Source organism: Halomonas sp. HL-93, assembly GCF_900086985.1.
Classification (GTDB): domain Bacteria; phylum Pseudomonadota; class Gammaproteobacteria; order Pseudomonadales; family Halomonadaceae; genus Vreelandella.
Window position 1 is genome coordinate 4,078,935 of sequence record NZ_LT593974.1, and the last position, 12,664, is coordinate 4,091,598.

General features: G+C 57.5%; 12 protein-coding genes. 9 read left to right on the forward strand and 3 right to left on the reverse strand.

Annotation, left to right across the window (positions count from 1 at the left end; all coding sequences use genetic code 11):
- The first annotated feature begins 114 nt into the window (after positions 1 to 114).
- The 7 genes from GA0071314_RS18990 to pcaG all read left to right on the forward strand — a co-directional run bounded on the left by GA0071314_RS18990 (position 115) and on the right by pcaG (position 7,176).
- Complete coding sequence (locus GA0071314_RS18990; protein ID WP_074398258.1) at positions 115 to 1,443, forward strand: class-II fumarase/aspartase family protein; 1,329 nt, start codon at positions 115 to 117, stop codon at positions 1,441 to 1,443.
- A gap of 185 nt (positions 1,444 to 1,628) precedes the next feature.
- A complete protein-coding gene (locus tag GA0071314_RS18995) occupies positions 1,629 to 2,462 on the forward strand; it encodes a CoA transferase subunit A (RefSeq protein WP_074398260.1) in 834 nt (277 codons plus the stop codon).
- Positions 2,462 to 3,235: a CoA-transferase subunit beta gene (locus GA0071314_RS19000; protein WP_074398261.1), complete on the forward strand. Its 774-nt coding sequence runs from the start codon at positions 2,462 to 2,464 to the stop codon at positions 3,233 to 3,235. Before GA0071314_RS18995 ends, GA0071314_RS19000 begins: the two co-directional genes overlap by 1 nt.
- 10 nt (positions 3,236 to 3,245) lie before the next feature.
- The gene (pcaF, locus tag GA0071314_RS19005) at positions 3,246 to 4,448 is read left to right on the forward strand and encodes a 3-oxoadipyl-CoA thiolase (RefSeq protein WP_074398263.1); all 1,203 of its coding nucleotides are present in this window, start codon (positions 3,246 to 3,248) and stop codon (positions 4,446 to 4,448) included.
- 138 nt (positions 4,449 to 4,586) lie between these two features.
- Positions 4,587 to 5,768 (forward strand): alpha/beta fold hydrolase, encoded by a 1,182-nt coding sequence (locus GA0071314_RS19010; protein WP_074398265.1) that lies wholly within the window; start codon positions 4,587 to 4,589, stop codon positions 5,766 to 5,768.
- 31 nt (positions 5,769 to 5,799) lie between these two features.
- The gene (gene pcaH / locus GA0071314_RS19015; RefSeq protein ID WP_074398266.1) at positions 5,800 to 6,528 is read left to right on the forward strand and encodes a protocatechuate 3,4-dioxygenase subunit beta; all 729 of its coding nucleotides are present in this window, start codon (positions 5,800 to 5,802) and stop codon (positions 6,526 to 6,528) included.
- 15 nt (positions 6,529 to 6,543) lie between these two features.
- Positions 6,544 to 7,176, forward strand: a complete 633-nt coding sequence (gene pcaG / locus GA0071314_RS19020) for a protocatechuate 3,4-dioxygenase subunit alpha (RefSeq protein WP_172822117.1) — start codon at positions 6,544 to 6,546, stop codon at positions 7,174 to 7,176.
- Positions 7,177 to 7,259: 83 nt separating this feature from the next.
- Here pcaG and GA0071314_RS19025 read toward each other — a convergent pair whose 3' ends face one another.
- Genes GA0071314_RS19025 through GA0071314_RS19035 form a run of 3 tightly spaced genes read right to left on the reverse strand, consistent with a single transcriptional unit; the run spans position 7,260 to position 10,363 of the window.
- Positions 7,260 to 8,270, reverse strand: coding sequence for a TRAP transporter substrate-binding protein (locus GA0071314_RS19025; RefSeq protein WP_074398268.1), 1,011 nt, complete (start codon positions 8,268 to 8,270; stop codon positions 7,260 to 7,262).
- Between the two features lie 51 nt (positions 8,271 to 8,321).
- Positions 8,322 to 9,287, reverse strand: a complete 966-nt coding sequence (locus GA0071314_RS19030) for a PDR/VanB family oxidoreductase (protein WP_074398270.1) — start codon at positions 9,285 to 9,287, stop codon at positions 8,322 to 8,324.
- Positions 9,284 to 10,363: an aromatic ring-hydroxylating dioxygenase subunit alpha gene (locus tag GA0071314_RS19035; RefSeq protein ID WP_074398272.1), complete on the reverse strand. Its 1,080-nt coding sequence runs from the start codon at positions 10,361 to 10,363 to the stop codon at positions 9,284 to 9,286. Before GA0071314_RS19035 ends, GA0071314_RS19030 begins: the two co-directional genes overlap by 4 nt.
- Positions 10,364 to 10,505: 142 nt before the next feature.
- Between GA0071314_RS19035 and GA0071314_RS19040 the strand changes: the two genes are divergently transcribed.
- Together GA0071314_RS19040 and GA0071314_RS19045 are read left to right on the forward strand one after the other, a co-directional pair.
- A complete protein-coding gene (locus tag GA0071314_RS19040) occupies positions 10,506 to 11,183 on the forward strand; it encodes a GntR family transcriptional regulator (protein WP_074398273.1) in 678 nt (225 codons plus the stop codon).
- Positions 11,184 to 11,401: 218 nt separating this feature from the next.
- Entirely contained in the window at positions 11,402 to 12,595 is a 1,194-nt protein-coding gene (locus tag GA0071314_RS19045) for a DcaP family trimeric outer membrane transporter (RefSeq protein ID WP_074398275.1), read from the forward strand.
- The last annotated feature ends 69 nt before the right edge of the window (positions 12,596 to 12,664 follow it).

The window sequence follows — 12,664 nt, forward strand, 5'->3', positions numbered from 1 at the left end:
GAGCCACCGTAGGTTAACGTTTGCAAGTGAGCGCCTGCCTATTTAGCGTATAGTTCGAATGACGAACATATGTGCAACTTTTTCCTGTGTACCGTTAAAAGGAGGCTGCTGCCCATGCCTGCTGGATTTTTAAAGCATCCGTTTATGAGTCTGCACGCGCTAGAAGCCTGTGATGACAACGCTATGGTGCGTGCCATGTTGGCATTTGAGCTTTCGCTGGCCGAGATACAGGAAGCCAGCGGTGCTGTGCCCCAGGGCGTTAGCCAGCAGATGCGCACCCAGTTGGAACACACTGCCTTCGATAGCGAAGAGATCGCGGCGGGCATCGCAAGCGGCGGCAACGTGGCGATTCCCTTTGTGAAACACGGACGGGCGCTGCTTGCCGATGAAATTAAGCGCTATTGGCATCAAGGCGCAACCAGCCAGGACGTGGTCGACTCCGCATTAATGCTGCTGCTTAAGCCACGCCTAGCGGCGCTGGATGATTTGCTACAGCGCTGCCGCTCGGCAGCGACGGCGTTGATGAGCGCTCATGCCGACACGCCCATGGTGGGGCGCACCTTAATGCAGCAGGCGCTGCCAATCACCTTTGGCGTCAAGGTAGCCCACTGGGCAATCGGCTTGGAGCAAGCCCGTCGCCGTTTAAGCACTGTTGAACTCCCCGTGCAGTTTGGTGGCGCAGTGGGTGTGCATTCTGGCTGGGACGTGCAGGGACTTGAATGGATGGACGCCCTGGCCGAGCGGTTGGGCTTAGATGCCCCCGTGTTGCCCTGGCATACCGACCGCTACCCCGTGCATTCGCTGAGTACGGCGTTAGATGCGGTGGCCGGAGCCGCTGAAAAAATCGCCCTTGATGTGGCTCTCTTGACGCAAACCGAAGTCGGCGAGGTGGCAGAGCCCTCGGCACCGGGCATGGGCGACTCGTCCTCCATGCCGCATAAGCGCAACCCGGTGCGCAGCGCGCTGATTCGTGGCGCGGCTAGGCAGGTGCATGGCCATACCAGTGTGCTGCTGAACGCTGCTGCCCAGCCGCTTGAGCGCGGGCTGGGGGAGTGGCATGCGGAATGGGCGCCTTTGGTCGACAGCGCCTTGCTGGTGGAAGGCGCACTTGAGCAGATGGCGGTGCTGCTCGAAGGCCTGGAAGTCTACCCCGAAAACATGCAGCGCAACTTAGCCGCCACTGGGGGTGGCATTATGGCCGAACCCGTCGCACGCCTGCTCTCCCCTCGGCTTGGGCCAGACGCGGCAAAAGCGACCAGCGCTGAGGCGGCTGAAACCGCCCGTCTGTCCGGCCGCCCCTACTTAGACGTCCTCGCCGAGCGCCCTGATGTAAAAAGCGCCGTTGACACCGATGCGCTCATCAAGGCCTGCAACCCTGCTTTATACCTTGGTAGCAGCACGCGTCAGGTCGAGCGTGCAAAAAAGTGGCTGAATAACGAATAACTATTTGAAAATAAAATATTTAAATGCCCGCCTAACAACCCGGTGTGGTGAGGTGTTGCCCTCGTCAACGCCAGCGGATTTGACCCGATTAGCGTTCGGCAGTAACTTGTTCGTATAGAGAATCTATGTTCGTTTAACGAACAAGAACCAACAAGTTTGTCACGTCCAGCTAAGAGGCATTCATCATGGCCGAGTTTTTAAGCTTGCATGACGCGGTAGCCCGCTACGTTGAAGACGGCGCTACCGTGGCCATGGAAGGCTTTACCCACCTGATTCCTTTCGCGGCGGGCCACGAAGTGATACGTCAGAAAAAGCGCGATCTGACGCTGATTCGCATGACCCCCGATATCATCTACGATCAGCTGATTGGTGCGGGCTGCGCGAAAAAAGTGATTTTCTCCTGGGGCGGTAACCCGGGGGTTGGTTCCCTCCACCGCCTACGCGATGCGGTGGAGAAAGGCTGGCCGCGCAAAATCGAGATTCTGGAGCATAGCCACGCGGCCATGGCCTGCGCTTTTGAAGCGGGCGCCGCAGGTCTTCCTTTGGCGGTTTTTCGCGGCTATATCGGCAGCGAGCTGCCCAGTGTCAATGACCAGATCAAATTCATCGAATGCCCCTTCACCGGTGAGCGCCTGGCCGCGGTGCCGTCGGTGCGTCCGGATGTCTCGATTGTTCACGCCCAGCGGGCAGACCGCCAGGGCAACGTGCTGGTAGAAGGCATTGTCGGGGTTCAAAAAGAAGCCATATTGGCGGCCAAGCACAGCATCGTCACGGTGGAAGAGATCGTCGACGACCTGAACACCCACCCCAATGCCTGCGTCATTCCAGGCTGGGCAGTCAGTGCCATTGCCGTCGCCGAGAAAGGCGCGCTGCCTTCTTATACCCACGGCTATTACGGCCGCAGCAACCGCTTCTACAAAGAGTGGGATGCCATTGCCCGCGACCGTGACACCTTTACCCAGTGGCTCGATGAGAACGTCTTTAATGTTGTTCACAATCATGCGGGGGAGAAAGCCTAATGAGCCCGGAATACACCTCTTCTGAAATGATGTCGGTAACCGCGGCACGCGCACTGGAAAACGGCATGACTTGTTTTGTGGGCATTGGCCTGCCGTCAGAAGCCGCCAACCTGGCGCGTCTTACCCATGCTCCTGATGTGGTGCTGATTTATGAGTCCGGCACGCTGCAAACCAAGCCCGAGGTGCTGCCACTCTCGATTGGAGACGGCGAGCTGTGTGAATCGGCGCTGACCACCGTGGCGGTGCCGGAAATGTTCCGCTACTGGTTGCAGGGCGGCAAGGTGGACGTGGGCTTCTTGGGCACCGCGCAAATCGACCGCTTTGCTAACCTGAATACCACGCTGATCGGCGATTACAAAGCCCCCAAGGTGCGCCTGCCGGGCGGCGGTGGGGCGCCGGAAATTGCTACCAACGCGGGCGAAGTGTTTATCACCCTCAAGCACTCCAAGCGCGCCTTTGTGCAGGATGTCGATTTCGTCACCACGCTAGGCTTTGGCCGCGACGGTAAAGGGCGCGATAACGTGCCTAATATCGGCAAAGGTCCTACCCGAGTGATCACCGATCTGTGCGTCATGAAGCCTGACCCGGAGACCAAAGAACTGGTGGTGGTGTCGCTGCACCCCGGCGTTAGCCGTGATGACGTGATCGAGGCGACGGGCTGGGATATTCGCTTTGCCGAGCAGCTGGAGAGCACGTCCGAGCCCAGCACAGAAGAGCTTGAAATTCTGCGCGAGCTGAAAGCCCGCACCGAGCGCGCCCACGCGGGCGAATAAGGAGTTTTTGATGAGCAACGTCTACCTTTGCCATCCACGCCGCACCGCCATAGGCCGCTTTGGCGGTACGCTGGCCAGCGTGCGCCCGGATGATTTCGCCGCGACGATTTTTAAAGCCGTACTGGCAGAAGCGCCGGATCTCGACCCTGCTGCCATTGACGAAGTCTTTATGGGCTGCGCCAACCAGGCCGGTGAAGATAACCGCAACGTAGCACGGATGTCGTCGCTGCTGGCAGGCATTCCTACCTCAGTGCCCGGCACGACCATGAACCGTCTGTGCGGCTCGGGTATGGACGCCGTGGGCACCGCGTTCCGCGCCATCAAGGCAGGCGAAATGGCCCTGGCACTCGCCGGCGGCGTGGAGTCCATGTCCCGCGCGCCGTATGTCATGGGTAAGGCCGACAGCGCCTTCGCCCGCGGCCAAAAGATTGAAGATACCACCATCGGCTGGCGCTTTATCAACCCGCTGATGAAGAAAGCGTATGGCGTGGATTCGATGCCCGAGACGGCGGAAAACGTCGCCGAGCAGTTCACTATCTCCCGGGAAGACCAGGACGCCTTTGCACTGCGCTCCCAGCAGAAAGCCGCCGCCGCGCAACAGGCCGGACGCTTTGCCCAAGAGATTACGGCGATTGAGATCTCCCGCCGTAAGCAGGCGCCGCTGATCTTTGATCAGGACGAGCACCTGCGGGAAACCACGCTGGAAAAACTGGCTAGCCTGCCCACGCCTTTCCGAGAGGGCGGCAGCGTCACGGCGGGCAACGCCTCGGGCGTCAATGACGGCGCGGCGGCAATGCTGGTGGCAAGCGAAGCGGCGGTTAAACAGTACGGCCTCACGCCCATGGCGAAAATCATCGGCATGGCAACGGCGGGCGTTGAGCCGCGCATCATGGGCTATGGCCCGGTGCCTGCGGTCAACCGGCTGCTGGAGCGCACAGGCGTAAGCCTTGATGAGATTGATATTATCGAACTCAACGAAGCCTTTGCCGCCCAGGCATTGGCCTGCATGCGCGACTTGGGCCTTAAAGACGACGACCCGCGCGTCAATCCCAACGGTGGTGCCATTGCGCTGGGCCACCCGCTGGGCATGTCCGGCGCGCGACTGCTGCTGACCGCCGCCCATGAGCTGCAAGCCAGTGGCAAACGTTACGCGCTGTGCACCATGTGTGTGGGCGTGGGCCAGGGCATCGCTACGCTGATAGAAAGGGCTTAAGAGGTAAGAAGTAAGAAGGAATAGGAACAGTAGGGTCTTTTCCCTCTTCCAGGTGCTAAGCACCGATCATCCGTCTTACCGCTATTTTCCAATTAGGCGCCGCGCCATGATGCGACGCCTTAGGAAGGGAGAGTTCGTATGGCATTTCACACAATCAACGGCCGCAGCGTGGCGTACCGCCTGCTCGGCTCAGAGGCCAATCCATTGGTGGTGTTGGCCCATCCACTGGGCATGAGCCAAGCGGTGTGGGATGACATGCTTCCTGCACTGCTGTCCCGCTACCGGGTGCTGACTTGGGATTTGCCCGGCCACGGTGCCAGCCACGCGGTGAGTGGTGAACGGATCACGCCCGCTGACCTGGCCGCTGAGCCCTTGGCGCTGGCTGAACTGGCGGGCGCTCCGCGCTTTCACTTTGTGGGCACCTCGATTGGTGGTGTGGTGGGCCAGCAACTGATTGCCGAGCATAGCGAGCGGCTGCTCTCCGCTACGCTGACCAACACCGGCGCGGTGATTGGTAATCCGGATTTATGGAATACCCGTGCAGGCCGGGTTCGCCAGGAAGGTCTGGCGGCGATGTCTGAAGAGATCGTGCCGCGCTGGTTTGCACCCAAGGCGTTTGCAGCAAGTCCGGCGCTAAAAGCGGGCTGGTGCGTGCAGATGGGCCGTGGCGACGATGAATCCTATGCCCAGCTATGTGAAATGCTCGGTCGCGATACGTTCACTGGAAAGCTTTCAGGTAAGAGCGTCCCTCATAAGGTCAGGGTACAGCTGTTTGGCGGCAGCGAGGATATGGCCACGCCACCCGCGACACTGGAAGCCCTGGCGGCGGAACTGGACGGCGCGGCGCTGGAGATTTTTGACGGCGTAGGCCACGTGCCTTCGGTGGAAGCCCCGGCGCTATTGTCCGAAAAACTACTTGCCGTATGGGCGGCTGATTTGGGTGACGTGGCTAACCACGGCGTGGCCTATGCGACCGGCCTGGAAACCCGCAAGCAAGTACTGGGTGAGGAGCACGTGGCGCGCTCCACCGCCAACGCCAACAGCCTGGATGCGCCCTTCCAGCAGATGATTACCCGTCTTGCCTGGGGTGAGCTGTGGAGTAATAACGATTTAACCCGCCGCGAACGCAGCATGATCACCACCGGCATTCTCGCCGCCCTAGGGCGCGAGGAGCTAACGCTGCACTTGAAAACCGCCAAGCGTATCGGCCTGACGGAAGCAGAGCTGCGTCAGGTGCTGATGCATGTGGCGATTTACGGTGGCGTTCCGGCGGCCAACCACGCCTTTGCGCTTGCCAAAGAGCTGGGCTGGGGCGAGTAGCGGTTCAAAAAATGGATGAGAGGTAAGGGTGATGACCTACGATAACAAACGCTTTGTAGCACGCGACCGCAACTGGCATCCGCCTGCCTACGCGCCCGGCTATAAAACCTCGGTAGCGCGCTCGCCCCAGCAGGCGCTGGTGAGTATGCAGCAGCCTACCGCATCCGAGCTGACCGGTCCGGATTTTAGCCACTTGCGCATGGGGCCGCATGACAACGACCTGCTGCTGAACTTTCGCCAAGCGGATAGCCAGGGGCTGCCCCAGGGCGAGCGGATTATCATGTTTGGCCGGGTGGTGGACCAGTTCGGCAAGCCGGTACCGCACACCCTCGTGGAAATGTGGCAGGCCAACGCGGGTGGCCGTTACCGGCATAAGAACGATAAGTACCTGGCACCGCTGGATCCCAACTTCGGCGGTGTGGGCCGCTGTTTGACCGATGAGCAGGGGATGTACCGTTTTCGCACCATCAAACCCGGCCCCTACCCGTGGCCCAATGATATGAACAGCTGGCGACCGGCGCATATTCACGTCTCGGTGACCGGGCCTGCAATCTCCACGCGGCTGATCACCCAGATGTATTTCGAAGGCGACCCGCTGATTCCGCTTTGCCCCATCGTGCATACGCTCAACGACCCCGAGGCGGTGGACACCATGATCGGGCGGCTGGATATGGCGCACAGCAAGCCGATGGACTGCCTCGCCTATCGCTTTGATATCGTGGTACGCGGCGAGCTGCAAACCTACTTTGAAAATCAATAAGGGCGGGGAGAGATCATGAAACAACCCAACAGCCAGCCGACCAGCGAGTTGATGCTGCGTGAGACCGCCTCGCAAACCGCGGGACCCTATGTGCATATCGGCTTGGCCCTGGCCGCGGCAGGCAACCCGGTGCGCGATGAAGAGATTTGGAACGAGATGGCCAAGCCCGAGGCAGAGGGCGAACATATCGAGGTGGTGGGCACCGTCATAGATGGCAACGGTGATCTGGTACGCGATGCGTTTATCGAGGCCTGGCAAGCCGATGCTAACGGCGACTACCATGCGGATTACGACCTGAAAAAACCGTTCAACAGCTTTGGCCGTACCGCCACGACCTTTGATCACGGCAGCGAGTGGACGCTGACCACCATCAAGCCCGGTGCGGTGAAGCACGCAAGCGGCCAATTAATGGCACCGCATATCAACCTTACCCTGTTCGCCCGGGGGGTTAACATTCACCTGCAAACGCGGCTTTACTTTGATGATGAGGCTGACGCCAATGCGCAGTGCCCGGTGCTTTCGCGCATCGAGTCACCGGCGCGCCGCCAGACCCTCATCGCCAAGCGCGAAGAGGCGGATGGCAAGGTGCGCTATCGTTTGGAGATTCGTTTGCAGGGCGAAGGCGAGACGGTATTTTTCGATTTTTAGCGTGCTATCGCGTTAAGGATGAGAAACCAAAACGCTGCTTATAAAAGCAGCGTTTTTTGCTCAGGTATCAACAAACGTCGCTTTTATACCTCGCAGTCTTGCTTTAGCTGCATGGCACGCTGATAAATATCATTGGCATTTCCCCCTACGTCATCTAGGTAACGGTCAATGGTTTCTTGAAGCACCGGGCCCCACTCATCGTCATTTAAGCTATCGTCGATCGCCACGAACTCATGCCCGGCGTCCTCTGCTTCCTGGCGCCCTTGGTGGCTCAGCTCATCGTAAATCGCGGATGCCTTGATTGACCATTCAAGGCCGCTGTGATCATCAATGACCTCTTTTAGGTGATCCGGCAGGCCGTTATAGGTTTCGGGGTTCATGGTCGCGATCAGGGACAAATCATACAGGGGCACTTCGGTGTGGTACTCGGCAAGCTCGTTTAGGCGAAACGTTTTCATGCCTTCCCAGTTAAAGCTCAAGCCATCCACCACGCCACGTTGCATCGAGGTGAAAACATCCGGTGCCGGCATACCGACCGCCTGCGCATCCAGGCGCTCAAACATATCGCCAACCACCGACGTGGGGCGGCGCAAGCGCAGACCGGCCAGATCATCGGGGCTTTCAATCAGCGCTTCTTTGGTATGTAAATAGCCAGGCCCTGTGGTGAACATAAACAAGGGGTGGCTATCGTCGTACTCATCACCGAGCTGATCGTCATCGTAAAGCGATTGCAGAATACAGGAGCCCTGGCGGCTGCTTTCCGAAACGCCCGGCAGTTCAACGATTTGCGTCAGGGGGAAGCGCCCCGAGGTGTACCCCTGAGCGGTCGCTCCCACATCGGCAATACCGGTAACGGCGCTATGGTAGGTTTGGTCCGATTTAGCCAATGTTTGGCTGGGAAACACCTCGACGGTCAGCTCGCCGTTCGATGCTTCTTCGACACTATCGGCCCAGGCCTGAAAAATCTCCTTATCAATCATCGACCCGCCAGGCCATACATGGGCGATGCGTATCGTTGTGTTGGCTTCCACGGCGAAAGAAGTCAATAGGGTGGCCGCCAGGGCGCATTTTAGTGTTGTTGTAGATGATCTCATTGGGTCTCTCTTCTCGTCTGTTGTTCTTATAGGTTGAAGTTTTATGCGGGGTTAGAGGTCAAGCACGAGGGTCTTGCTTTTGGCCCTTGAGCAGCATGGGGTAAATTGATCGTTGGCCGCGTGCTCATGATCCTCCAGGTATAAATCCCGATGGTCGGGCTCGCCTTCAAGCACACGGGTCAGGCAGGTGCCGCAGACCCCTTGCTCGCAGGACACCATGATGTCAATGCCGTTTTCGGCGAGCACCTGATGGACGGTCTTATCGGCGGGCACGGTGAAGGAGGCGCCGCTGCTGGCGATACGCACCTCGAAGCTACCGTCGTCTGCTGAGGCTGTCTCAGCGCCTGCAAAGTACTCGGTGTGCAGCTGGTCATCTGGCCAGCCGCACCGTTTACCCGTTGATAGGACGGCGTCGATAAAGCCGGCAGGGCCGCAGACGTAAACCTGGGCATCAGCCTCTGGCTCACCGAGCAGTTCCTCCAGGTCGAGGGGCGGGGACGCGTCGTCATCCAGGTAAAAGTGCGTTCTATCGGCAAAGCTTGATGTCTTGATACGTTCGCGAAAGGCCATGCGCTCGGCGGAGCGCGCACAGTAGTGGAGCTCGAAGTCTGCCTCGGTGCGCGCCAACCGCTCCGCCATACACAGCAACGGGGTGATGCCAATCCCGCCCGCCAGCAGATACGTTCGTTTAGCTGGCTTGAGCGGGAAGTGGTTTTTAGGGGCGCTGATCAGCAGGAGATCACCCTCCTTAACCTCATCGTGCATGGCGACGGAGCCTCCTCGGGAGGCTTCGTCCCGCAATACGCCGATCAGGTAGCGATCCCGTTCCTCAGAGTGATTGCACAGTGAGTACTGTCGTATCACGCCCTCTTTCACTTGCACGTCGATATGGGCGCCCGCGCTGAAGGGCGGAAGCGGCCGACCATGAGGGTCCGCAAGCTCAAAGGTGGCGATGCCAAGTGCCTCCTCACGGCGCGCTTTGACTTCTACGATAAGCGATAAGGAGGGGTGACTCATGCTGTCGTCTCCTGCGCTTGCGCTGCCTGCTCCTCCGCTCGTTCTTCCGTCAGAATGCGGTCAATGATGCGGCGCGCCTGTACACCACCGCCGTCGATATTGAGTTTCAACAGTTGGCGGTCAGGGTATTTGAGCAGGTTGCGCTGCTGTGCCTCGAGCATCTCAAGGTCTTCTTCGAAGATCTTGCCCTGGCCCTCACGGATCCTGTCGGTGAGCGCCTGATCTTCCGGCTTGAAGTTGCGGGCCATGCCCCAGAAGTACCAGATAGAGGTATCCGTCTCCGGAGTGATAAAGTCGACCACGATACTTGAGGCTTTTACATTGGCCGGTGCGTTTGCCCCTCCATTACCGGCGTGGGCCACGCCGACATCGATGAGTACATGGCTTGGAGGCGTAAAGCGGCAGATTTGCCAGCGGTCGACAGGCACGTCATCAGCGAGCCCGTTACCCCTTAGAGCGGCCTGCCAGAAGGGCGGCGCGGGTATATTTTCCATCTCGCGGCTGGTGACCACTTCATCGCCGTTCACCGTTGTTTCCGGCGCCGCCTCCTCTATCTCGGGTTGGCCAATGCTGGAGGCATGCACATAGGTCTCATGGGTAAGGTCCATGAGATTATCGATCATCAGGCGGTATTCACACTGAATATGGTAGAGCCCGCCGCCATACGCCCAGTCCGGGTTGTTGGCCCAGTGCAGCTCGGGAATCAGGTCAGCGTCCGCTTTCTCTGGGTCGCCGGGCCAGATCCAGATAAAGCCGTGGCGCTCTTCAACGGGATAGGCGCGATTGCTTGGAAAGCCGCGAACCCGCTGGCCGGGCATGCTGTCGCATTTGCCGCTGCAGTTCATTTCAAGGCCGTGGTAACCGCAAACCAACTTGCCATCACGGACGAAGCCCAAGGAGAGCGGCGCGCCACGGTGGGGGCAGAAATCCTCGACGGCGGCCACACGGTTTTCGTCACCACGGAAGAAAACTAGTTGTTTATTGCAAATAGTTCGCCCAAGTGGCTTCTCTGCCAGTTCTTCAGGGGTGCAGGCGACGTACCAAGTATTTAAGGGAAAGGGGGCTTGTTGAGTCACGGTAAACTCCTTATTGGTTTAGCGTTGTAATTATCTTTATTGGATCCAAAGTAAAGGCGAGGAAGGTTTGGGTAGTCAATCTATACTTTCGTATAGTTCGCTAATGGTGAGCAATACCGTGTTGATATGAGGGAAAAAATAAATGAGTAACAACGATAAAAGTGTCGTCAGTCGGCTGCGTAAATTGATCAGCGAGGGGGCATATGCGCCTGGGGAACGGCTTGGTGAAGTCGCGGTCGCGGAGCAGTTAGGGGTCTCGAGAACGCCGGTAAGGCTTGCTTTTAGGACGTTGGAGCAAGAAGGGCTGCTGCAGCAGGCGGGCAAGCGTGGGTTTATGGTACGTGAGTTTACTCAGGCGGATGTGCACTGCGCGGTGGAGGTTCGTGGGGTGCTGGAAGGGCTGGCCGCTCGGCATCTGGCAGAGCAGGGTGTTTCGGACAATGTCGATAAGGAGTTGAAATTTTGGATCCAAGAAGGAAAGGTGCTTATCGCCAAAGGATACCTTTTGGAATCAGATATTAACCAGTGGAGTGAGCTGAATGCACATTTCCACGGCACTATCATTCACTCCATTGGCAGCGATGTCGTGGCGGATGCCATTGCAAGGAATAATCATTTGCCCTTTGCTGCTGCTGACTCGATCATTATCGACGAATCTGACTTGGCGCGAGAGTTTAAAAAGTTGCAGTTGGCTCAATTCCATCATGAGCTTATATTTCAGTCACTTAAGTCAGGGGAAGGCGCGCGCGCAGAAATGCTGATGCGCGAGCATGCGCTGATCGGGCTGCGTTACCCTGAGTTGCTGGCTGGTCAAGAGTAAAAAATTGTCTGGCTATTTAGTTATTATATATAATTAAACCAAAGTATTAACGATGTAAAATTATTTATATTCAATGCTTTATGTGTTCTCCAAGGTGTCCTGCCTCCATTCTGTTTGACAGATGGAGGTTTTTTTTACAGCTTGGTACGTAATGCGGATCAAAATTCGCATTAAGAACAATTACAGCTAACCATTACGACCAATAGCAGAGACAAACAATGAAAATTAACCACTTTGTTACATGCGCCCTTCTTGCTCCCTGTGCGCTTGCTGCCCAGGCCCATGCGTTTGATGTTGTAGAAGCCGGAGAACCCGTTGTGACTGGTGAGCCAAGCCGTGTAGGCCCGCCATGGAATCACCGATCAACGATTAATATTCCAGGCACCAAAACTGATATCGCTTTTGGGGGGTACGTTAAGCTCGATGCGTTTTACGATTTCGACTATGACCTGGGTACATCGACCGATCCTTACGCCGTGATGGACCCAGGCAATAGAACCGATGGTCGAACCAGCTTTACGGCCTATGAGTCCCGCCTGAATTTCCGCACCCATACCGCCACTGACTATGGGCGTTTATCTACTTACTTCGAAGGGCACTTTGTGCCTGATGGCAAGTTCGGGTTGCGCCATGCGTATGGCGAGCTGAACGGTTTTCTCGCCGGGCAAACGTGGTCAAATTTCATGAGCTTTGTGGGCGGGACGCGCACCCTGGCGCTCGGCGATCCTAAGGGCTATGCCTTCGAGCGGCAGGCCCAGTTGCGCTATACGCAGCCTGTTGGAGAAGGGAGTTTCTCGGCTGCATTGGAAAACCCCACGACGGTCATCGCCCGCAATGATGCGTCAGTGGCCGATGGGGAGAGCCAGCTGCCAGATTTGACGCTGCGCTATGAATACAAGCGTTTATTTGCGCTATCGGGGATAGCACGTCAACTTTCGACCAATAATATCACCAATACTATTGATGATGAAGTCACGGGCTATGGGGTGCAGGCGCAGTTCAATTTGCCCTTTAATACCTCAACCAGCTTGAAAGGCAGTGCCACCTATGGCGAGGGTATTGGTAACTACATGGGTAACCCTGGCAATGTAGGGCACCGTAATGCGCCTGACGTCTATGTACAGGGTGACGACCTTGAAGCGATTGAAACCCAGGCGTTTGGCCTCTCATTGAATCACCACTGGACGGATAGCTGGTTCAGTTCTGTGGGTGTTTCGCGGCTTGAACAAGACTTGCCCGCAGGCTATGGCGATCATTTTGAAACGCTCGACTACGGGTTTGCCAATGTGATTTGGGATGTGACCGAGCGTATGGCGCTGGGTCTTGAGTACCAGCACGCTGATATCGAGCAGGTCAATGGTGTCTCCAACGATGCGAGTCGCCTTCAAGCGAGTGCCACCTTCCAGTTCTAACGATCTGTGCTTTGCAGTGAGGTGGCTGTGTAAGTGCTTTAGCGCTGTTTCGATCACGTTTTAGGCTGG